The following is a 21103-nucleotide window of genomic DNA, read 5'->3' as shown; positions in this document are numbered from 1 at the left end:
GAGTCATAACAACATGGATATTAACAACAAAGCACGTATTCACTGGGCTTGCCGCCGTGGCATGCGCGAGCTGGACATCTCCATCATGCCGTTCTTCGAGTACGAATACGACAGCCTGAATGACGCGGACAAGGCGCTGTTTATCCGCCTGCTGGAGTGCGACGATCCCGATTTGTTCAACTGGCTGATGAATCATGGCGCGCCGCAGGACGGCGAGCTGCAGAGAATGGTGACCCTGATCCAAACGCGAAATAAAGACCGTGGCCCAGTGGCGATGTGATATCCGCATTTCCTGGCGCACCCAGCTGTTTTCACTGTTGACCCACGGCGTGTTGATCCTGCTGATCCTGATTTCGCCCTGGCCGGAAGGTTTTGGCCCGCTCTGGCTGGTGCTGCTGACGCTGGTGGTGTTTCAGTGCATTCGCAGCCAGAAGCGCATCGCCGCGGCGCAGGGCGAGCTGCGGCTGCTGGCGGACCGGCGCTTCAGCTGGCACGGCCGCGAGTGGCGGCTGGCGAAAAAACCGTGGATGCCGGGTTACGGCATGCTGCTGACGCTGCTGCCGATGGAGGGCAAAAAGCGCCGCCGGCTGTGGCTGGCTTCCGACTGCATGAGCAAAGAGGAGTGGCGCCACCTGCGGCAGCTGCTGCTGTATCCGCCGGCGGGTGACGGCGAGGATCCCTGATGAAACCCGTACTCTGGTTGGTGGAGGATGAACCCAGCATTGCCGATACGCTGGTTTACACGCTGGAGAGCGAAGGCTTCGAGGTGCGCTGGTTCGAACGCGCGGAACCGGCGTTGCAGGCGCTGGCGCAAGGCGAGCCCGCGCTCGCTATCCTCGATGTCGGTTTGCCGGACATCAACGGCTTTGAATTGTGTCGCCGCCTGCTGGCTCAGGCGGCCGACCTGCCGATTCTGTTTCTCACCGCCCGCAGTGATGAAGTGGATCGCCTGATCGGGCTGGAGATCGGCGCTGACGACTATGTCGCCAAGCCGTTCTCCCCTCGCGAGGTCAGCGCGCGGGTGCGCACCATTTTGCGTCGCCTGCACAAGCAGCAGCGCCTGCAGCAGAGCGCGCCCTACCATTTCGGCGCTTTCGCGCTCGACGAAGACGCGGCCACCATTTCCTACCATCAGCGGCCGCTGCCGCTGACCCGTTACGAATACCTGCTGCTGAAGACGCTGCTGTTGGCGCCCGGACGGGTGTTCTCGCGGCAGCAACTGATGGAAAGCGTTTGGGCGCAGGCGGAAGAAAGCCTGGATCGCACCGTCGATACCCACATCAAAACGCTGCGCGCCAAGCTGCGTGCGGTTGAACCCGGTGAGCCGCCGATCCACACCCACCGCGGATTGGGCTACAGCGTGAGCCGCCAGCCATGAAAATTGGCCTGCGCCTGCTGCTGGGGTACTTTCTGATCGTAGCGGTGGCCGGGTACTTCGTGCTGAGCATTTTCGTCCAGGAAGTGAAGCCCGGCGTGCGGCGCGCTACCGAAGGCACGCTGGTGGACACTGCCAACCTGTTGGCGCAGATCGCCCGTCAGGACATGCAGCGCGGCGATGCGGCGCATGGCCAACTGGCGCAGGCGTTTACGCAGCTGAATCAGCGGCCGATCGGCGCCAACATTTCCGGCATCCGCAAGGACCGCAGTGAATACCACGTCTATCTTACCGATGCCCAGGGCCGGGTCATCTTCGATTCCGCCGGCCGCGCGCAGGGGCAGGATTATTCGCGCTGGAATGACGTTTATCGAACGCTGCGCGGCCAGTACGGCGCCCGCAGCACCCGCAGCGACCCGCAGGATGAAAACAGTTCGGTGATGTATGTGGCCGCGCCGGTGATAGAACAAGGGCGCATTATCGGCGTGCTCACCGTGGGTAAACCCAACAGCACCATGGCGCCGGTGATCAAGCGCAGCGAACGGCGCATTCTGTGGGCCGGCGCGTTGCTGCTGGGGATCGCGCTGCTGATCGGGGCGGTGTTCGTCTGGTGGATCAACCGGTCGATAGGCCGGCTGGTGCGTTATGCCGATGGGGTGGCGCAGGGCGAAAATGCGCCATTGCCCAAAGTGGGCGGCCGGGAACTGACCCAGCTGGCGCAGGCGCTGGAGAGCATGCGCCTGAAGCTGGAAGGCAAAGCCTATATCGAACAATATGCGCATGCCCTGACGCATGAGCTGAAAAGCCCGCTGGCGGCGATCAGGGGCGCGGCGGAGCTATTGCAGGAGCTGCCGCCGCCGGAAACCGCCCGGCGTTTTCTCACCAATATCGAGCAGCAAAGCGCACGCATCCAGCAACTGGTGGATAAACTGCTGGTGCAGGCGCGGCTGGAGAGCCGGCCAGAAATGGAGACTGCGCCCATCGCGATCGCGGCGTTGATCGACCAGACGGTGGCGGGTAAAGAGGCGCAGGCGACGCAGCGCGGCGTCAGGTTGCGGCTGGAGGCGCTGGCGGAGGTGACGCTGAACGGCGATGCGTTGCTGATCAGCCAGGCGCTGACCAACCTGCTGGACAACGCGATCGACTTTACCCCGCCGGGCGGTTGCGTCAGCGTGCGAGGAGAACGGCGGGAACAGCATTACTGCATCAGCGTTTGCGACGACGGCAGCGGCATTCCTGACTATGCGTTCGATAAGGTGTTCGAGCGCTTTTATTCGTTGCCGCGCGCCGAACGGCCAAAAAGCAGCGGGCTGGGGCTGAACTTCGTGCAGGAGGTCGCCCGTCTGCATCATGGCGGCATTCACCTGCGCAACCGCCGGCCGCACGGGGTGGAAGCGACGTTCAGGTTATCGCTGTGACTTCACCTTCCCTTCACATAACCACATTCTGATTTCACCTGCGGGTTTTATCGTGGCCTCATTACCTACGAGGAGCGAGCATGATGAAATCGGTACTTTTCTGGAAAATAACCACGCTGCTGGGATTGATGGTGGTGATGTTGATCCCCATCGCCCAACTGATGAGCGTGATCGACGAACGCAGCGGCTATCGGCAAAGCGTGGTCGGGCAGGTGAGCGAAAGCACCAGCGGGGCGCAGCGCGTGCTCGGCCCGTTGATTGTAATTCCTTATGTTGAACGAGAAGAAAAAAAAGACGAGAAAGGGCAAACGGTGGTGCAGCGGGTGCAGCATCACCGCTATTTGCTGCCGGAGTCGCTTCAGGTGCAGGGGGCGCCGAATGTGGAAGTGCGCAAGTTGGGCATTTATCAGACGCAGGTTTACCAGGGGCCGCTGAACTTCAAGGTGCGTTTCGGCCAGCCGGAGCTGGCGGATTTGCAACGCGCCAACGTGACCGTCGGCCAGCCGTTCCTGCTGGTGGCGCTGAGCGACTCTCGCGGCATCAAGAGCATTTCCCCGCTGGCAACGCCGCAGCCGGTGGCGTTTGAGCCGGGCACCGGCGTGGGATCGTTGCGCCAGGGGATCCACGCACCGCTGACGCTGGCGGCGCTGCAACAAAAAGCGGGGCTGAGCGCCGACTTCACCCTGACGCTGGCGGGCACCAGCAGCCTGTCACTGGTGCCGCTGGGGCGCAGCAGCGAGCTGCAGCTGCAAAGCAACTGGCCGCACCCGAATTTCCTCGGCAACTTCCTGCCGGACGAACGCAAGGTGACGGAGCAAGGGTTTAGCGCTCGCTGGCGCAGCACCTGGTTCGCCAACAACATCAACAGTGCGTTCCATTACGACGATGGCATTATCGACGAGGACAAGCTGCCGGCCTTCAGCGCCAGCCTGGTCGAACCGGTCGATCACTATCAGTTGACCGAGCGCGCGGTCAAATACGCGCTGCTGTTTATCGGGCTGACGTTTATGGCGTTTTTCCTGTTCGAAACCTTGACCGGGCTGCGGGTGCACCCGATTCAATACCTGCTGGTCGGCGCGGCGCTGGTGTTGTTCTACCTGATTCTGCTGGCCTTCTCCGAACACCTGGGATTCGCTCTCGCTTACCTGGCGGCCAGCATCGCCTGCAGCGGACTGATCGGCTTCTACCTGAGCGCCGTGCTGCGCGGTAAGCTGCGCGGTGCGCTGTTCGCCGCGAGCCTATTGCTGTTGTACGGCGTGCTCTATTTGCTGCTGCAGTCGGAGGACAATGCGTTGGTGCTGGGGGCGGGGCTGCTGTTCGCCATTCTGGCGGGCATTATGCTGTTGACGCGCAAGTTGGACTGGTATCAGGTGGCCGATCCGGCGCGTCTGGCAAAGGAGACGCCGGCCGGCGAAGACGAACCACGCTTCCGTCTGTGGAAATAAGCGGGGGAAATCGGGCGCGTTGAGCGCCCGATAGCGGCTACAGCAGCGGCTCCATTTCCAGCAGGATCTGTTCGCACCATTGCTGCAGGCGCTCTTCGCTCAGATCGTATTGATTGACCTCATCGAGCGCCAGGCCGACGAAGTGTTTGCCGTCGGCGCTCAGCGGTTTGGGGCTGGTGAACTCGAAGCCCTCGGTTGGCCAGAAGCCGATGAACTGCACGCCCAGCGGCGCGATGTGATCGTGCAGCATGCCCAGCGCGTCAAGGAACCACTCACCGTACCCGAGCTGATCGCCCATGCCGTACATGGCGACGATTTTGCCTTTCAGATCCAGCGCCGGCAGCTGCGGCCAGATCGCTTCCCAGTCTTCCTGCAGTTCGCCGAAATCCCAGGTCGGGATGCCGAGGATCAGTATGGAATAGTCCTCCATCAGCTTGGGAGAGACGTCTTTCAGGTTGTGCAGGTCGACCAGGTCTTCACCCAGAATCTCACGGATTTTTTCTGCCGCCATCTCGGTGTAGCAGGTGCTGGAGCCGTAAAACAGACCAATCTTCATGTGTAAACCGTTACGTTGCCGTTTAGAGAATTGCAGCGAGTATACCTGATTTGCGTCGGCTTAAGGCATAATGGCGCGGGTGGAAATGCAACAAAGAGAGGACCGCGTGCAACAGCAAGACCATGCGCTGATTGAACAATTCCTGGATGCGCTGTGGCTTGAGCGCAATCTGGCGGAAAATACGCTGGCCTCCTACCGGCTGGATTTGCAGGCGCTGGGCACCTGGCTTGGCCAGCAAAACACCGCCTTGCTGCAGGCGCAGGCGTTGGATCTGCAGGCGTTTCTCGCCGAGCGGGTGGACGGCGGCTACAAGGCCACCAGCTCCGCGCGTTTGCTGAGCGCCATGCGCCGCCTGTTTCAGTACCTGTACCGCGAAAAGCTGCGCGCCGACGATCCCACCGCGCAGCTGGCGTCTCCCAAGCTGCCGCAGCGTTTGCCGAAGGATCTGAGCGAGGCGCAGGTCGATGCGCTGCTGCAGGCGCCCTGCGTCGATCAGCCGCTGGAACTGCGCGACAAGGCGATGCTCGAAGTGTTGTACGCCACCGGGCTGCGAGTTTCCGAACTGGTGGGGCTGAGCATCAGCGACGTCAGCCTGCGCCAGGGCGTGGTGCGGGTGATCGGCAAGGGCAACAAGGAGCGGCTGGTGCCGCTGGGCGAAGAGGCGGTCTACTGGATCGAAAATTATCTGGAGCACGGCCGCCCGTGGCTGGTCAACGGCCAGACGCTGGACGTGCTGTTCCCCAGCACCCGTTGCCAGCAAATGACCCGACAGACGTTCTGGCATCGCATCAAACACTATGCCATCCTTGCGGGCATCGACAGCGAGCGTCTGTCGCCGCACGTGTTGCGGCACGCGTTCGCCACCCATTTGCTGAACCATGGGGCCGATCTCCGTGTCGTACAGATGTTGTTAGGGCACAGCGATCTCTCTACCACGCAAATTTATACTCATGTAGCGACCGAACGACTGAAACAGCTACATCAACAGCATCACCCGCGCGCCTGAGCGGCGGGTTCGAAAGGATTGGAACAATGAAAAAAGGTTTAATGCTGCTCTCACTGCTGGTGGCTTCGGTGACCGGCGCCGCCCATGCCGATGACGCGGCGATCAAAAAAGCGCTCGCCAGCCTGGGCATCCAGCAGGCGGACGTGCAGCCTTCACCGGTCAATGGACTGAAAACCGTGCTGACCGACAGCGGCGTGCTGTACGCCTCCGAAGACGGCAAGCATATCCTGCAGGGCCCGTTGTTCGACGTCAGCGGCAAAGAGCCGGTCAACGTGACCAACCAACTGCTGGGCCGCAAGATGGACGCGCTGAAAGATCAGATGATCGTCTACAAGGCGCCGAAAGAGAAACACGTGATCACCGTGTTCACCGACATCACCTGCGGTTACTGCCACAAGCTGCACCAGCAGATGAAAGAGTACAACGATCTGGGCATCACCGTGCGCTACCTGGCGTTCCCGCGCCAGGGGCTGGCCTCTCAGGCTGAGAAAGACATGCAGTCGATCTGGTGCACCGCCGACAAGGCCAAGGCGTTCGACGCCGCCATGAAGGGCGACGCCATCTCCCCGGCGACCTGCAAAACCGACATCAGCAAGCATTACGAGCTGGGCGTGCAGTTCGGCATTCAGGGCACGCCGGCGATCATCCTGGAAAACGGCATGATGATCCCGGGCTATCAGGGGCCGAAAGAGATGGCCGCCATGCTGGATGCGCACCAGGCCGCCACCAAAGCCGGTGGTTAATCGCCGGTGAGTATCAAAACGCAACTACGTCGCCGCCCGGCGGCGGACGACACGCATCTGCCCGCCAGTTTGCCGCCGCTGCTGCGCCGGCTTTACGCCCTGCGCGGCGTGCAGGCTGAGCAAGAGCTGGAACGCGGCGTCAAGGGCATGCTGCCCTGGCAACAGCTGGACGGCATCGACGACGCCGTCAGCCTGCTGCAACAGGCGCTGGCCGACGGCCGCCGCATCATGGTGGTGGGCGATTTCGACGCCGACGGCGCCACCAGCACCGCACTGACGGTGCTGGCGCTGCGCAGCATGGGCGGCGCCAGCGTCGACTACCTGGTGCCGAACCGCTTTGAAGACGGCTACGGCCTGAGCCCCGAAGTGGTGGAGCAGGCGGCGGCGCGCGGCGCGGAGCTGATCGTCACCGTCGATAACGGCATCTCCTCCCACGCCGGCGTCGACGTGGCGCACGCCAAGGGCATGCAGGTGCTGGTGACCGATCACCACCTGCCGGGCGAGACCCTGCCGGCGGCCGAAGCGATCGTCAATCCCAACCTGCGCGGCTGCGCCTTCCCGTCCAAATCGCTGGCCGGGGTGGGCGTCGCGTTCTACCTGATGCTGGCGCTGCGCGCCCGGCTGCGGGACAGCGGCTGGTTCGAGCAGCGCGCGCTGGCGATGCCCAATCTGGCGGAACTGTTGGATCTGGTGGCGCTCGGCACCGTGGCCGACGTGGTGCCGTTGGACGCCAACAACCGCATTCTGGTGTATCAGGGGTTAAACCGCATCCGTGCCGGCAAATGCCGTCCGGGCATCCGCGCGCTGCTTGAGGTGGCCAACCGCGATGCCCGCCAGCTGGCGGCCAACGATCTCGGTTTCGCTCTCGGCCCGCGTCTTAACGCCGCCGGCAGGCTGGACGACATGTCGATCGGCGTGGCGCTGCTGCTGAGCGATGACATTGCGCAGGCGCGTATGCTGGCCAACGATCTCGACGCGCTGAACCAGACGCGACGCGAGATAGAGCAGGGCATGCAGGTGGAAGCCCTGCAGCTGTGCGACCAGTTGGAGCGCACCAGTACCGAGCTGCCTTACGGGCTGGCGATGTATCACCCGGAATGGCACCAGGGCGTGGTGGGCATCCTCGCCTCACGTATCAAAGAGCGTTTCCACCGCCCGGTGATCGCGTTCGCGCCGGCGGGCGACGGCATCCTGAAAGGCTCCGGCCGTTCGGTGCCTGGCCTGCACATGCGCGACGCACTGGAGCGGCTGGATATGCTGAACCCCGGCCTGATGATGAAGTTCGGCGGCCACGCGATGGCGGCCGGGCTGTCGCTGGAAGAGGCCCGGTTCGACGAGTTCCGCCAGCGCTTCGGCGAGCTAGTGGGGGAATGGCTCGATCCGGCGATGCTGGAAGGGGTGATCTGGTCTGACGGCGAGCTGGCGATGCAGGAGCTGTCGCTGACGACGGCGGAGCTGCTGCGCGAGGGCGGCCCGTGGGGCCAGGCGTTCCCGGAACCGACCTTCGACGGCAAATTCCGCATCCTGCAGCAGCGGCTGGTGGGCGAGAAACACCTGAAGCTGATGGTGGAGCCGCTCGGCGGCGGCCCGCTGCTCGACGGCATCGCATTCAACGTGGACACCACGCTGTGGCCGGACAGCAGCGTGCGCGAGGTCGAACTGGCCTACAAGCTCGACGTCAACGAGTTCCGCGGCAATCGTAACGTGCAGCTGCTGATCCAGCATCTTTGGCCGCGCTGAGGCGAAATTGAACACAATTCGGGGATTGGGCTCTCCAATCCCCCGCATCCTTCCCGATCGCCACAAAAACTGACCAACTCGCTATAAACTGCCGCCCGGATCCGTTAGAATTAGCGGTTCCAATGGCATTCCGCCATCGACGACATCAACGTAAAAGAACGAAACCATGTTTGAAATTAACCCGGTAAAAAACCGAATTCAGGACCTGTCCGAGCGGACTGCGGTTCTTAGGGGGTATCTTTGACTATGATGCCAAGAAGGAACGCCTAGAAGAGGTCAACGCCGAGCTGGAGCAGCCGGACGTTTGGAACGAGCCGGAGCGCGCACAGGCGCTCGGCAAAGAGCGCGCCGCGCTGGAAGCCATCGTTGAAACCATCGATCAGCTGGAGCAGGGCGGCGAAGACGTCGGCGGGCTGCTGGAACTGGCGGTGGAAGCCGACGATGAAGAGACCTTCAACGAAGCGGTCGCCGAGCTGGATCAACTGATGAGCAAGCTGGATCAGTTGGAATTCCGCCGCATGTTCTCCGGCGAATATGACAGCGCCGACTGCTATCTGGATATCCAGGCCGGCTCCGGCGGCACCGAAGCGCAGGACTGGGCCAGCATGCTGCTGCGCATGTACCTGCGCTGGGCCGAAGCCAAGGGCTTCAAGACCGAAGTGATCGAAGAGTCCGACGGCGACGTCGCGGGCCTGAAATCCGCCACCATCAAGATCATCGGCGACTACGCGTTCGGCTGGTTGCGCACTGAAACCGGCGTTCACCGCCTGGTGCGCAAGAGCCCGTTCGACTCCGGCGGCCGTCGCCACACCTCGTTCAGCTCGGTGTTCATCTACCCGGAAGTCGACGACGATATCGATATCGAAATCAACCCGGCGGATCTGCGTATCGACGTGTACCGCGCCTCCGGTGCGGGCGGTCAGCACGTCAACAAAACCGAATCCGCCGTACGTATTACTCACCTGCCAACCAACATCGTGGTGCAGTGCCAGAACGATCGTTCTCAGCATAAGAACAAGGATCAAGCGTTTAAACAGCTGCGAGCCAAGCTGTACGAGTTTGAGATGCAAAAGAAAAATGCTGATAAGCAGACGATGGAAGACAACAAGTCCGACATCGGCTGGGGCAGCCAAATCCGTTCTTACGTGCTGGATGACTCCCGCATCAAGGATTTGCGCACCAACGTCGAAACGCGTAACACGCAGGCCGTACTGGATGGCGACCTGGATAAATTCATTGAGGCAAGTTTGAAAGCCGGGTTATGAGGAATAGAAATGTCTGAACAACAAGTACAGGGCGCCGATCAGGCGCTGGATCTCAATAACGAACTGCAGTCCCGCCGCGAGAAACTGGCCGGCCTGCGCGAGAACGGCATTGCGTTCCCGAACGACTTCCGTCGTGACTCCACCTCCGACAAACTGCATGCCGCGTACGGCGATAAAGACAACGAAGAGCTGGAAGCGCTGGGCGTAGAGGTGACCGTCGCCGGCCGCATGATGACCCGCCGCATTATGGGCAAGGCATCCTTCGTCACGCTGCAGGACGTGGGCGGCCGCATTCAGCTGTACGTCGCGCGCGACGATCTGGCTGAAGGCGTGTACAACGACCAGTTCAAGAAGTGGGACCTGGGCGATATCCTCGGCGCACGCGGCAAGCTGTTCAAAACCAAGACCGGCGAACTGTCGATTCACTGCACCGAGCTGCGTCTGCTGACCAAAGCGCTGCGCCCGCTGCCGGACAAATTCCACGGCCTGGCGGATCAGGAAACCCGTTACCGCCAGCGTTACCTGGACCTGATCGCCAACGAAGAATCGCGCAACACCTTCAAGGTGCGTTCTCAGGTGATGTCGGCTATCCGCAACTTCATGGTGGAACGCGGCTTCATGGAAGTCGAAACCCCGATGATGCAGGTGATCCCGGGTGGCGCGTCCGCGCGTCCGTTCATCACCCACCACAATGCGCTGGATATCGATATGTACCTGCGCATCGCGCCGGAACTGTATCTGAAGCGTCTGGTGGTTGGTGGCTTTGAGCGCGTGTTCGAAATCAACCGTAACTTCCGTAACGAAGGCGTTTCTCCGCGTCACAACCCAGAGTTCACCATGATGGAACTCTACATGGCTTACGCGGATTACAAAGACCTGATCGAGCTGACCGAGACGCTGTTCCGCACCCTGACCGAGAAAGTGCTGGGCACCTCTCAGGTGCAGTACGGCGACGAAGTGTTCGACTTCGGCAAGCCGTTCGAGAAGCTGACCATGACCGAGGCGATCAAGAAATACCGCCCGGAAACCGATCTGGCTGACCTAGCCGACATGGGCAAAGCGGTGGCCATCGCCGAATCCATCGGCATCAAGGTTGAGAAGAGCTGGGGTCTGGGCCGCGTCGTGACCGAGATCTTCGAAGAAGTGGCGGAAAGCCATCTGATTCAGCCGACCTTCATCACCGAGTACCCGGCTGAAGTGTCGCCGCTGGCGCGCCGCAACGACGTGAACCCGGAAATCACCGACCGCTTCGAGTTCTTCATCGGCGGCCGTGAAATCGGCAACGGTTTCTCCGAGCTGAACGACGCCGAAGACCAGGCGCAGCGCTTTGCCGATCAGGTGAACGCCAAAGACGCCGGCGACGACGAAGCGATGTTCTACGACGAAGACTACGTCACCGCGCTGGAGCACGGCCTGCCGCCGACCGCCGGTCTGGGCATCGGTATCGACCGCATGGTGATGCTGTTCACCAACAGCCACACCATCCGCGACGTGATTCTGTTCCCGGCGATGCGCCCACAGAAATAATTCCGTTTAGCGTGAAACCACCGGTGCAGGCAACTGCGCCGGTTTTTTTCGCCCACCGGACTTAACCGCTTAAAACATCGACAGTTACGCGCCATCTCCGCTTGCCCGCCGCCGATAACCGGTTATAATGCCTGTCGCACACCGATGCGGGTGTAGTTCAATGGTAGAACGGCAGCTTCCCAAGCTGCATACGAGGGTTCGATTCCCTTCACCCGCTCCAGCACTCCCTCTTGAAAACATCCTGATTCTTCGAAACGTTATCCCGAACCAATCCTTTGTTCATAAAGCGCTGTTTCTGTTTGTCCGCCATTCCAACCGCATCATCAGCACTGTGGTGAAGAAAGCGGGGCAAAAAAATGCCGCCCCTGGGGACGGCATGTCGGCATTCAGCGAACCAGATGCAAGAAATGCAGGTGTTTCTCGTACTGGTCAAGAATATCGTTGATCAACTGCTCCTGATTCCAGCCCATGACATCGTAGTTCTGGCCGCCTTCTTTCAGGTAGATCTCCGCGCGATAATACTTGTGCTGCTCGGCTTGCTGTTCATCGTTATCCAGCCCGGCCAGAGCGAACGTCGGCGAACTGTAGCCGCGCAGTCTGACTTCATAGATGAAGTTAAGCTCATCGCCCAAATCGACCTCGAAACGAATGCGGTCTTCCGCGGTGGCATTGATGCTGCTGAGCGTGTTTTGTTTACTCAGCTCTTCCTGCACCAGCGTCATGGCAGGCTGGATGACCTCATCCATAAAGCGCTTAACCAGCGAGCGTTTTGGCAGATAGGCGATATTGCGCAGCCTGCGCTGCCAGGGAATGGGGTTGCGGGCGGCGGTGGGGGCGATGGTGGCCATATTTTGGCTGTCGCGTTTGGTCAGATCGCGGCGCAGGGCCTTAAGCAAGCCGTAAATGGATATCAGCAAGATGGCCGAGAAAGGCAATGCGCTGGCGATGGTGACGGTTTGCAGCGCGCTGAGCCCCCCGGCGATCAGCAAGGCGATGGCGACGATGCCCATCAGCGACGCCCAGAAAATGCGTTGCCAGACCGGCGTGTTGCTGGAGCCGCCCGAAGCCAGCGTATCCACGACCATGGCGCCGGAATCGGCGGAGGTGACGAAAAAGACGATAACCATCGCCATGGCGATAAACGAAAGCACGCTGGAGAACGGGAAATGCTCCAGGAAGTTAAACAACGCCAGCGCCACGTCTTGTTGTACCGTAGCGGCGAGGTCTGTCGCGCCCTTTTCCATGATGAGGTAAATGGCGCTGTTGCCGAACACCGTCATCCACATGAGGGTGAAGCCGGCCGGGACGAACAGCACGCCCGTGACAAATTCGCGGATGGTTCGGCCGCGGGAAACTCGTGCGATGAACATACCGACGAAAGGCGACCAGGAGAGCCACCACCCCCAATAGAGCAGCGTCCATCCGCCTAACCAGTTGCTGGATTTCGGCTCATAGGCATACAGGTTGAACGTCTTGCTGACCAGCTCGGACAGATAGCCGCCGGTATTTTCCACAAAGGATTTCAACAGCAGAACGGTTGGCCCCAACAGCAAGACCAAGGCCAGGAGCAACAGCGCCAGGCCAAGGTTCAGCTCCGACAGAAAGCGTATGCCTTTCTCCAGCCCTGAAACCACGGAAATGGTGGCCAGCCCGGTAATCACCACGATCAATATCACCTGAACGGTTTCGTTGATCGGCACGCCAAACAGGTGGTTAAGCCCGGCGTTGACCTGCAATACGCCATAACCCAGCGAGGTCGCGACCCCGAATACGGTGCCGATGACCGCGAAGATATCGACGGCGTGGCCGATAGGGCCATAAATGCGGTCGCCGATGATCGGATAAAGCGCAGAGCGCAGGGTCAACGGCAGGCCATGCCGATAGCTGAAGAAGGCCAGAATCAACGCCACGATGGCGTAGATCGCCCAGGCGTGCAGCCCCCAGTGGAAAAAGGTCAGGCGCATGGCCTGTTTGGCCGCCTCTACGCTCTCGGGCGTGCCGACCGGCGGCGAAAGATAGTGCATAACCGGTTCTGCCACGCCGAAGAACATCAGGCCGATGCCCATCCCCGCTGAAAACAGCATGGCAAACCATGAGTGGTAGCGAAAATCGGGTTGCGCATGATCGGGGCCGAGTTTGATGTCGCCGTAGCGGGAAAGCCCCAGAAACGTCACGCTGAGCAAAATCAGCGCCACGGCCAAAATATAAAACCAGCTGGCGTTGGTGAAGATTTGTTGCTGCAGAAGTTTGAAGTTCTTGTCAGCGACGTCGGGGAAAAAGGCGGCGAACGCGACCAGAAGAAAAATGAGGACTGCAGAGGTGAAGAATACCGCTTTGTTGATATGGCTTTGCGGATTTTTTAGGGGGGTGTCTTTCTCACTCATAAATTGATTTATTCCATTTGTTTGATTATCGCCCTGAATGGAGGAGAGGTGTAACCTGTTATATCGTAGCAAAATAGTCAGGCTGTCGGTGTCGGTCAATAGGGCGGAATTACCGCTGCCTGAGTGCGGTAATTCCGAGTTATTCCGTGTTGCCGTTAGTTAAATAAAAATGCCAATAACCCCGTCACCTTATTTTTATTTTCCCATCCTTCCAATTTCATGCAGGCATTAACGTGTTCTGTTCTGCGCATTGCATTGCTGTCCGAGGGAAAGGCGCCGCCACCGGCGTTGGGGATCTCCGTGCCGTTGATCGTCATGGAGGAGAAGGTCGGTGAGCTGGCGTGCAAAGACAGGCTGACGGGATAGCGTTGCTCGGCTTCTTGCCGGCAGCTGGCTCTGGCCGCTTCCAGGGGCGTCGGGGTTGCCGTTTGCGCTTCCCATTTCTCCGGCGTGGCGCAGGAAGACATCATCAACGCGGCGGCGATAACTGCATATTTTCGCAAAGTAAAAATCCATTTCTAAAATAAAATCCTCTGTATTCTACCCCCGGCGTTGCGCGATGGGCAGCGTTGGTGAAGGCGTCTGTTGTTTGACCGATATGGCCTGCGAAAGATGTGGCACTGTGCGGCCCGCTCAATAAGGTGAGCGGGCCGATGTGGCGAGTTAACTGAGGATATCTTCGGCGATCACTTTAAACAGCGTGTCTATTTCACTCTGGGTGTTGTAGTGCATCATGCCGATGCGCAGCACGCCGCCGTCCTGTAACCCCAACTGCTGGATCAGGCCCTGCGCATAGAAATGCCCGCTGCCGGCGCAGATGTTGTGCTGCCCGAGATGACGGGCGATTGCGTCAGGCGTCTGGCCGCTGAAGGTCAGGGCGAAGGTTGGCGTGCGGCGCGCGCTGTCCGCCTGTGAATGGCCGTAGAGCCGCACGCCGTCGAGTTGCTGCAGCCGTTGCAAAAAGTGGCGGCACAGCGCCTCTTCATGCTGGTGGTAGGCGGCGAAACTCTCCTGCAAGCGCTGCCTTAACGGCGCGCCGGGCGTGCCCCACTGCGCCAGATAGTCGATCGCCGCCGCGACGCCGGCCAGCGCCTCGAAGCTTTGCGTGCCGGTCTCGAAACGGCCGGGGCCGACGTCGGTGGCCGGTTCGACTTTATATGGCCGCAGGCGTTGCAGCCACTGCGGCGCAAGGTAGGCCATGCCGACGTGCGGGCCAAAGAACTTGTAGGCGGAGCACACCAGGAAATCACAGCCCAGCGCCTGCACGTCGATCAGGTTGTGCGGCGCATAGTGCACGGCGTCGACATACACCTGCGCGCCGACCCGATGCGCGGCTTCGACGATGGTTTTGATATCGACGATGCTGCCGGTGACGTTGGAGGCGTAGCTGACCGCCACCAGGCGAGTGTTGGCGTTGATGCGTTCACACACCTTTGCGGCGTCGAGAGAACAGTCTGCGCTCTCCAGCGGTATCTGATGCACCACGGCTCCTTTGTCGGCGGCGGCCTGCTGCCAGCTGGAGACGTTGGCGTAGTGATCGAGCGCGGTGACGATGACCTCATCGCCGGCCTGCCAGTCGCGGCTGATGATGCGGCTGAGATGGAAAGTCAGCGTGGTCATGTTCATGCCGAAGACAATGTTGTCGGGCGACGGCGCATTTAACAAGGCGCGCACCGATTCTCGCGCCTGGCCCATCACCTCGCCGGTGACCCGGCTGGAGAAGTAGTGGCCGCCCAGGTTGGCGTTGTATTTCCCCAGGTAGTCCGTCATTTTTTCCAGCACGCTCCGTGAAACCTGCGCTCCGCCGGGGCCGTCGAAAAAGATCGCCGGTTTGCCGTCGATTTGCTGAGACAGGGCGCTGAACTGGCGTCGGGCGAGCTCGGGCGTAAAGGTCATGCTTTCTCTCCCCGCGCGGTGAGGACGAAGAGATCCAAATGGCCTTCCTCAGTTGGGTTCACGGCGTTGATCGGCGTGGCGTTGTGCCACAGTTTGCTGTCCGCCAGCAGCACGGCCTCACCGTCCGCCAGCGCTTTTTTAAAGAAGGGATCGTGGTGGCTGTCGTCGTACAGCATAATTTCACCGCCGACGATGTTGTGCCGGTGAATGGCGATCATCGCGATATGGTCGAAACCGTCCTGGTGAATGCCTTCCGGCGCCACCTGGGTGTCTTTCTCGATGGCGACCACGCGCATCTGATGGATCTCAATCTCGGCGCCTTCCGGCAGCTCGTTGCTTTCTGCAAACAGGTTGCACATCTCCGCCATGCCGGCGCTCTGCAGTACGGCGCTGTCGATAGGCTCGAAGCGGCGCACCACGTTGCCCTGGAAATGGTTGATCTGATCGGACTGCATGAAGGTGCGTGGCCCCACTTCGGCGACGTTGGGGTTGAGGTATTTAACGACCGAATAACGGCGCAGGCGATATTTGCCGTCGGCGTGTTGCGTGTGGGGCAAGGAGGAAAACGAAGGCATCAGTTGTTGGGTGGCTTGCGGGCTTAGTACAGTCATACTTATTACGTTTTCGTGTTTCTGTAACATAATCACCTCTAATAATAATAATTTCTGATGTTGTAGGGGGTAATTCGATTGAATTGTAGACGACTCTATAACCAACGCAATTTGGCGGTGGCGAGGTGTGACGGCGGTCGTAAAGTGGGGTGAACAGCAGAGAGGGGGCGGTTGCATCAACGCACTTTTCGGTGGTAATGAGAGGCAAACGTCATTTTTACAAGAGCATCCCAATCAAGCTTGGTTTACACCTGGCTAAGGAGTGGGGGCATGATAGAACACTGCCCGTCAGATGAGGGGGGAGGGATAAGAGGACAAATTATCGAATGGTGTGCACAAGACTATCATATCTATTGGCGATTTTCCGTCAGGGCAGAGGTCTGCTTTATTATATTGAATTTTTTAACTTTAGTGAAAAGGAACGGTGGTCAAAGATATTTTATCCAAGATTTTTATGCATAGGTAAACCATTGTGAAGAACAAAATATCAGGCGGGCGTTGATTTTTTAGATTTAAACTTCAAAGTAAAAGTCTATAACTAGAAAAGTGGAGGAAAAAAAGCGCTGAGCTATTTTTATAAATAAGTGTCTGTATTGTGAGCTTGGAATATGAATAATCCATTAGCCTCATTATCATTAGCGTGGATGCTTTCTGGCTGTACCAGCCCTTATCCGATCTCGGTAGAAAAACCTCGGCCCGCACCGTGGTCGGTCGCGGCAGAAAAAAAACCTAAGATTGATAACATTAAAAAAATCGCTTTGGTTTATCGAGAATTATGGCGAGGGAAATACATAAGTCTTTATCGGAAAACCTATGGGTATAATGAGGTGGGTTTTTTTGGTACTCTCGTCGCTGTAATTTCTGCCGCAAGTGGTTCAGTGACGACTGCGATGTACAGTGGCGGCATTGCTGTTGGCGATAATATTTTTTCTGGTCATTATAATTATGCGGCGCAAATCTATAATTACAAGACGGCTGCGGCATCGGCTAATTACATGTATGAAGTTATCAACCTTTTAGACCAGGGTGTTGTGTTAATTATTGATAATAACAAGGCATACTATACTGATGTGGGAAATTATCTTTACCAAAATCTGGGGGATTTGGCATATGAATTGGAAATCAGGCTGGCGGGTGTTGAATTAATCACGCCTAATCTTGATGCAATGGCGGAGGCTATTAAAAAAGAACAACAAAACAAAGCAAGGTTGTTGGGTGTCACAACGAGTCAGGGGTATAAGTTTTACAGTAAAGAAGATAAAGAGTTAGCTGTCGCCTCTGTGACGTTGAAAATAAAAATCTGCCGAATTAATATGGCCGACAAACCGTCATAATTTATTATGTATGTCTTTATGCTTGTCGGTAATATATATCATTTGGCTCCATGCTTTCACCGAGGGTAACATTATGTCAAATGTCATCACCCACTCATGGAAAAATAGCCGGACTTCTCCAGGTGAGCCGGTCATGCCAGATCCTGTTGTTATGATTAAAGATGATGGCCATATTTTAATTATTGCCGATGCAGATACGGATGCCGATGGTAGTCCTGATGCGGAGGAAATCGATCCGACAGGTCAAAAGGAAACCAGCTTAAGAAGAGGAAATGGTTGGCGAGGTGAGGGAGATTATGTCAATGCGCGAATTATTCCTTATTTTGTTATTCCAGGTAATTGGAAGAAGATCACCGGAGTCGCTGTAAATATGGGGGATATGGCTAAAATAAATTATAGAGATAGTCATATCTATGCAATCTGTGCAGACGTCGGTGGAAAAGAGTCTATCGGAGAGGCTTCCATTGCCGCAGTTGAAGCGCTTGGCGTTAACCCATGGAGTAAAAATAAGGAAAAAATAATCAGAGGGATCGGGTATGGAGTGACCTATGAGATCATTGCAGGCTCTGCAAGCTTGGGGGCCACGGTGAGTTTTGAAACGATCCAGGCATATGGTCGAGAGTTGTTCAAGGAAAATTTGCCTTTTAGTTTGCCGATGAAAATCGAAGATATCTCAGGTGTTATGTTAGGTAGTAATGGAAAGGGAACGCCGACGGTAGTTATCTCGTCGAAATCGGGAGAAAGTCATGTTAAAGAATATAGTGATACTCAGGAACTTGCTCTGATATTGCAACTGCTGCCCAAAACAAAGGTCACGATAGATGCACCGTTTGTCGCGCAACTGGCTGATGCCGTGGTGTGGGATGATCATTTTTACAGCAGCGCTGAGCGGTTTGTCGGGATGTTTAAAGAAGATTACCGTTCAATCCGGGAAGCGGTAGAAGACTGGTTTGTGCCGGAATACAGCCCTACCGCGACAAGCAATGCCTGCGTTGCACACCAGGTTAGTTGCCTTAAGCTCTGTGGCTTGCCTTATCCGAAACTTGGCAGCATGCAGTCTATCAATGTTGATTACTTCGTTGAATGGGCTCTAGAGCAGGGATGGCAGAAGATAACCCACCGTGCGAGTCTGGCGCCGGGAGATATTTGTGTCTCCGGGCCGATTGGCCACCCCAAGGAATTTGACCACGTTTATTGCTTTGTCTCGTTTTCTACCGAGCAGGTTGGTTATGCAGTTATTTTTGATAATCAATACTTTGGCATCCATACACGTTCTCTCGACGGTATAGGTTCAAAGATAGGGGAATGGCGTTACGCAATAAGAATGCCCTAGGGAATTTTTATTGGCGTGATATCCAAAGCCGCCGCTCAAGAGAGCGGCGGCTACTGAGTTAGCTTTTTTTAAACAGATTCGCCGCCTGGAACAGCGCAAAGGAGCTGACCAGCATCTCGATGCCGACGATCGCCGTCACCAGCGTGACCGACGCCGCCGGGCCTGAGCCGATCAGCATCCAGGCGATGATCAAATCGAGCACGCCGATAACGAACTGCAGCCAGTTGCCCGGCAGCCCGCGGCGCATGTAGCCCGCCGCCAGGCGCGCGATACCGCCGAGCGCGAACAGCACGGCGAGGTACACCGCCAGCGCCAGAATGCCCGCCAGCGGGCTGGTGATGAACACATAGCCGATAATCAGGTAGGCCACGCCCAGCAAAATGCCGCCGATCATCGGCCAGGTATTCTGCGCCCGGTTGGCGATCATGGCGATAATCAGCCCGGCGCCGCTCAACAGCAGCAGGATGCCGACCACGATGCTCAGCGCCGCGCCGGAGGCGAAAGGATTGACCAGGCACAGTATGCCGCCCGCCAGCAGCAGGAAGGCGATGATCAAAAGGGTGGTGCGTTGCTTTTTGAGCAGCTCTTCGCTCAGGAGGGGCAGATTATTGCGGTCGAGGTTCAACATGACAGTACTCCATTTCGTCGTTGGGTAATTAATCAGTCATCCTTACCTGTTTAGCATAGACCGTCTGGGGGTTTTTGACTGACCCGGCGCAAATGTTACACTGTGCGGCTGACGCGTATCAGAACCGAAACGACGACTGGGGACAGGATTTGAGCACAGGAAGCAAACTGGCAGGGTGGCGCCGCGTGGCGGTGTGTTTGGCATTGGGGCTGCTGTTGGCCGGGTGTTCGGGCAAAAACACCTATAACCGCGACTATGACAAACTGCCGAAGGGCAGTTATTCCGGCAAAACCTATACCGTCAAACGGGGCGATACGCTGTATTACATCGCCTGGATCACCGACAGTGAAGTCAGCGAGCTGGCCAGAATCAACAAAATTCGTCCGCCTTATAGCCTCGAGGTGGGGCAGAAACTGCGGCTGAGCGGCAGCGCGCCGGCCAAAACCGCCGCTACGCGCCGTAAAAAGTCGTCTTCCGCCGCAATCGTCAAACAAACGCCGCCGCCGGGCGCTTCCCGCTGCTGGCGCTGGCCGACCAGCGGTCGGATCGTGCAGGCGTACTCCAATTCCGACGGCGGCAACAAGGGCATCGATATCGCCGGCAAGCGCGGCCAGCCGATCTACGCTTCCGCCAAGGGCAAAGTGGTGTACGTCGGCAACCAGCTGCGTGGCTACGGCAATCTGATCATGATTAAGCACGGTGAGGACTTCATTACCGCCTATGCGCACAACGACACCACGCTGGTGCGCAACGGCCAGGATGTGAAGGCGGGGCAGAAGATCGGCACCATGGGCAGCACCGGCACCGATTCGGTGTTCCTGCACTTCCAGATCCGCTACCGCGCCACTGCGCTCGATCCGCAGCGTTATCTGCCGCCGCAGGGTTCGTCGCCGTCTTGTTGACGTCAGTCAGGCTCCGTGAGGAGCCTGACTTTTGTTACTTCAGCGGCAGGTAAAGATCGGTCACCAGTTCATATTCCGCCACCTCGTGCACAAAGTTGTGGTAGTGGAAATAGAGCGGAAAATCGCGCGGTTCCTCGCCGCTGTTCGGCAACCACTCGCTGTAGAGATAACGAGCGCTTTCAGACAGCCCATCCAGCGAGCCGTGATGGCGCAGCACCGCGCAGCGTCCGGCCGGCAGCGTGCTGTTCACCACGCCGAAGGCGTTGTCTTCGGGGATCGGCGCAGTGACCTCGCCGCAAATGAAGAAGCGGAAGTCCTGCGCTTCGGTGGTGGCCGGATCGTGCGGTGCGATGCCGTAAGTGCGGCTGCTTCTGACCGGCGACAGGCCGCTGGTTTTGCGCCACTCGATAAAGCGTGAGGCGGTTTCGTTGACCAGCGCGGACGGGCCGCGATGTTCGATCATCGCCACTGGCGTGGCCGGGAAGTCGACAATGTCTACCTTCATGGGTTGTTTCCTTGTGTGTTTCGGCTCGGGAAAGCGCTGCTGCCAATCGATCCAGGCCGGCCGTTTGCGAAACTGGCTTGGCGTTTGGCTGAACGCCTGTTTGAAGGCGCGGCTGAAGGACTCCGGGTTTTGAAAACCTGCGTCCAGCGCGATGTCAATCACCGGCTCCAGCGGGTTATACGCCAGGCGGTACGAGGCGCGTTTGAGCCTCATCCACTGGATATAACGCCACACCGAGATGCCGCAATACGCGCTAAACTGGCGTTGAAAGTGAAAGCGCGAAAAGTGGGCCACTTCGCTCAGTTTTTCGACGGTGAGCGCCTCGTCCAGGTGGCGGTCGATATAGTCAAAGACCTGCGCAAAGCGCTTTGCATACGTCTGGGTCATGTGATTGTCTCCTCCATGCCTGAACTTTGCCCGAGCCGCCGCCGCTTC

At 58.3% G+C, this 21103-nt stretch carries 20 protein-coding genes and 1 tRNA gene; 14 read left to right on the top strand and 7 right to left on the bottom strand.

Going from position 1 to position 21103, the window contains the following annotated elements; genetic code table 11:
- Positions 1–13: 13 nt before the first annotated feature.
- The 5 genes from sdhE to creD all read left to right on the top strand — a co-directional run bounded on the left by sdhE (position 14) and on the right by creD (position 4238).
- Positions 14–280, top strand: a complete 267-nt coding sequence (gene sdhE, locus ACSBQQ_RS22570; RefSeq protein WP_004931679.1) for an FAD assembly factor SdhE — start codon at positions 14–16, stop codon at positions 278–280.
- Positions 261–683: a protein YgfX gene (locus ACSBQQ_RS22565; protein ID WP_033649453.1), complete on the top strand. Its 423-nt coding sequence runs from the start codon at positions 261–263 to the stop codon at positions 681–683. The genes sdhE and ACSBQQ_RS22565 overlap by 20 nt, the downstream gene beginning before the upstream one ends.
- The gene (gene creB, locus ACSBQQ_RS22560) at positions 683–1378 is read left to right on the top strand and encodes a two-component system response regulator CreB (RefSeq protein ID WP_060429284.1); all 696 of its coding nucleotides are present in this window, start codon (positions 683–685) and stop codon (positions 1376–1378) included. The genes ACSBQQ_RS22565 and creB overlap by 1 nt, the downstream gene beginning before the upstream one ends.
- The gene (creC, locus tag ACSBQQ_RS22555) at positions 1375–2793 is read left to right on the top strand and encodes a two-component system sensor histidine kinase CreC (RefSeq protein ID WP_033649455.1); all 1419 of its coding nucleotides are present in this window, start codon (positions 1375–1377) and stop codon (positions 2791–2793) included. Before creB ends, creC begins: the two co-directional genes overlap by 4 nt.
- An 80-nt stretch (positions 2794–2873) precedes the next feature.
- On the top strand, positions 2874–4238 hold the full coding sequence (gene creD, locus ACSBQQ_RS22550) for a cell envelope integrity protein CreD (protein WP_041036554.1): 1365 nt from the start codon (positions 2874–2876) through the stop codon (positions 4236–4238).
- A 37-nt stretch (positions 4239–4275) separates the two neighbouring features.
- Here creD and fldB read toward each other — a convergent pair whose 3' ends face one another.
- Complete coding sequence (gene fldB, locus ACSBQQ_RS22545) at positions 4276–4794, bottom strand: flavodoxin FldB (protein WP_033635825.1); 519 nt, start codon at positions 4792–4794, stop codon at positions 4276–4278.
- Between the two features lie 106 nt (positions 4795–4900).
- On the opposite strand from fldB, the gene xerD reads away from it, so the two are divergent.
- From xerD to ACSBQQ_RS22515, 6 genes are all read left to right on the top strand, one after another.
- Complete coding sequence (gene xerD, locus ACSBQQ_RS22540; RefSeq protein ID WP_033638574.1) at positions 4901–5800, top strand: site-specific tyrosine recombinase XerD; 900 nt, start codon at positions 4901–4903, stop codon at positions 5798–5800.
- 26 nt (positions 5801–5826) lie between these two features.
- Entirely contained in the window at positions 5827–6543 is a 717-nt protein-coding gene (gene dsbC / locus ACSBQQ_RS22535; RefSeq protein WP_033649457.1) for a bifunctional protein-disulfide isomerase/oxidoreductase DsbC, read from the top strand.
- A gap of 6 nt (positions 6544–6549) precedes the next feature.
- Complete coding sequence (gene recJ, locus ACSBQQ_RS22530) at positions 6550–8283, top strand: single-stranded-DNA-specific exonuclease RecJ (protein WP_033649458.1); 1734 nt, start codon at positions 6550–6552, stop codon at positions 8281–8283.
- 166 nt (positions 8284–8449) lie between these two features.
- Positions 8450–9548 (top strand): peptide chain release factor 2 gene (gene prfB / locus ACSBQQ_RS22525; RefSeq protein ID WP_096242572.1). Its coding sequence is split into 2 segments (ribosomal slippage): positions 8450–8524 and positions 8526–9548, totalling 1098 coding nucleotides; the frame shifts between segments, so codons are not numbered across the junction.
- Between the two features lie 9 nt (positions 9549–9557).
- Positions 9558–11075: a lysine--tRNA ligase gene (gene lysS, locus ACSBQQ_RS22520; protein ID WP_033649459.1), complete on the top strand. Its 1518-nt coding sequence runs from the start codon at positions 9558–9560 to the stop codon at positions 11073–11075.
- A 146-nt stretch (positions 11076–11221) separates the two neighbouring features.
- Positions 11222–11295 (top strand) — tRNA-Gly (locus tag ACSBQQ_RS22515).
- Positions 11296–11461: 166 nt separating this feature from the next.
- Here ACSBQQ_RS22515 and ACSBQQ_RS22510 read toward each other — a convergent pair.
- From ACSBQQ_RS22510 to ACSBQQ_RS22495, 4 genes are all read right to left on the bottom strand, one after another.
- Positions 11462–13459 (bottom strand): BCCT family transporter, encoded by a 1998-nt coding sequence (locus tag ACSBQQ_RS22510; RefSeq protein ID WP_060388376.1) that lies wholly within the window; start codon positions 13457–13459, stop codon positions 11462–11464.
- Between the two features lie 155 nt (positions 13460–13614).
- Positions 13615–13962, bottom strand: coding sequence for a hypothetical protein (locus ACSBQQ_RS22505; RefSeq protein ID WP_230199639.1), 348 nt, complete (start codon positions 13960–13962; stop codon positions 13615–13617).
- 160 nt (positions 13963–14122) lie between these two features.
- Positions 14123–15355: a cysteine desulfurase-like protein gene (locus ACSBQQ_RS22500; RefSeq protein ID WP_060388377.1), complete on the bottom strand. Its 1233-nt coding sequence runs from the start codon at positions 15353–15355 to the stop codon at positions 14123–14125.
- Complete coding sequence (locus ACSBQQ_RS22495) at positions 15352–15966, bottom strand: 2OG-Fe dioxygenase family protein (protein ID WP_223182037.1); 615 nt, start codon at positions 15964–15966, stop codon at positions 15352–15354. The genes ACSBQQ_RS22500 and ACSBQQ_RS22495 overlap by 4 nt, the downstream gene beginning before the upstream one ends.
- A 608-nt stretch (positions 15967–16574) precedes the next feature.
- Between ACSBQQ_RS22495 and ACSBQQ_RS22490 the strand changes: the two genes are divergently transcribed.
- Together ACSBQQ_RS22490 and ACSBQQ_RS22485 are read left to right on the top strand one after the other, a co-directional pair.
- The gene (locus tag ACSBQQ_RS22490; protein ID WP_140367562.1) at positions 16575–17300 is read left to right on the top strand and encodes a hypothetical protein; all 726 of its coding nucleotides are present in this window, start codon (positions 16575–16577) and stop codon (positions 17298–17300) included.
- Positions 17301–17373: 73 nt separating this feature from the next.
- Positions 17374–18633, top strand: coding sequence for a glycoside hydrolase family 75 protein (locus tag ACSBQQ_RS22485; RefSeq protein WP_060388410.1), 1260 nt, complete (start codon positions 17374–17376; stop codon positions 18631–18633).
- A 58-nt stretch (positions 18634–18691) separates the two neighbouring features.
- Here ACSBQQ_RS22485 and ACSBQQ_RS22480 read toward each other — a convergent pair whose 3' ends face one another.
- A complete protein-coding gene (locus tag ACSBQQ_RS22480; protein WP_033649463.1) occupies positions 18692–19261 on the bottom strand; it encodes an HdeD family acid-resistance protein in 570 nt (189 codons plus the stop codon).
- 149 nt (positions 19262–19410) lie between these two features.
- On the opposite strand from ACSBQQ_RS22480, the gene actS reads away from it, so the two are divergent.
- The gene (gene actS, locus ACSBQQ_RS22475) at positions 19411–20163 is read left to right on the top strand and encodes an amidase activator ActS (RefSeq protein WP_033635813.1); all 753 of its coding nucleotides are present in this window, start codon (positions 19411–19413) and stop codon (positions 20161–20163) included.
- Between the two features lie 34 nt (positions 20164–20197).
- Here the strand turns inward: actS and ACSBQQ_RS22470 are convergent, their stop codons facing one another.
- Complete coding sequence (locus ACSBQQ_RS22470) at positions 20198–21055, bottom strand: AraC family transcriptional regulator (RefSeq protein ID WP_060429286.1); 858 nt, start codon at positions 21053–21055, stop codon at positions 20198–20200.
- Between the last annotated feature and the right edge of the window lie 48 nt (positions 21056–21103).

It is taken from the genome of Serratia sp. G204Y (genome assembly GCF_051172435.1).
GTDB lineage: Bacteria > Pseudomonadota > Gammaproteobacteria > Enterobacterales > Enterobacteriaceae > Serratia > Serratia sarumanii.
This window is presented reverse-complemented; position numbering and strand designations above follow the sequence as displayed.

Coding starts and splice junctions, on each gene's coding strand:
- ACSBQQ_RS22510 (WP_060388376.1), bottom strand. CDS start 13,459: ATGAGTGAGAAAGACACCCCCCTAAAAAATCCGCAAAGCCATATCAAC.
- creC (WP_033649455.1), top strand. CDS start 1,375: ATGAAAATTGGCCTGCGCCTGCTGCTGGGGTACTTTCTGATCGTAGCG.
- ACSBQQ_RS22485 (WP_060388410.1), top strand. CDS start 17,374: ATGTCAAATGTCATCACCCACTCATGGAAAAATAGCCGGACTTCTCCA.
- ACSBQQ_RS22470 (WP_060429286.1), bottom strand. CDS start 21,055: ATGACCCAGACGTATGCAAAGCGCTTTGCGCAGGTCTTTGACTATATC.
- fldB (WP_033635825.1), bottom strand. CDS start 4,794: ATGAAGATTGGTCTGTTTTACGGCTCCAGCACCTGCTACACCGAGATG.
- dsbC (WP_033649457.1), top strand. CDS start 5,827: ATGAAAAAAGGTTTAATGCTGCTCTCACTGCTGGTGGCTTCGGTGACC.
- ACSBQQ_RS22495 (WP_223182037.1), bottom strand. CDS start 15,966: ATGACTGTACTAAGCCCGCAAGCCACCCAACAACTGATGCCTTCGTTT.
- creB (WP_060429284.1), top strand. CDS start 683: ATGAAACCCGTACTCTGGTTGGTGGAGGATGAACCCAGCATTGCCGAT.
- lysS (WP_033649459.1), top strand. CDS start 9,558: ATGTCTGAACAACAAGTACAGGGCGCCGATCAGGCGCTGGATCTCAAT.
- sdhE (WP_004931679.1), top strand. CDS start 14: ATGGATATTAACAACAAAGCACGTATTCACTGGGCTTGCCGCCGTGGC.
- ACSBQQ_RS22500 (WP_060388377.1), bottom strand. CDS start 15,355: ATGACCTTTACGCCCGAGCTCGCCCGACGCCAGTTCAGCGCCCTGTCT.
- ACSBQQ_RS22490 (WP_140367562.1), top strand. CDS start 16,575: ATGAATAATCCATTAGCCTCATTATCATTAGCGTGGATGCTTTCTGGC.
- creD (WP_041036554.1), top strand. CDS start 2,874: ATGATGAAATCGGTACTTTTCTGGAAAATAACCACGCTGCTGGGATTG.
- ACSBQQ_RS22480 (WP_033649463.1), bottom strand. CDS start 19,261: ATGTTGAACCTCGACCGCAATAATCTGCCCCTCCTGAGCGAAGAGCTG.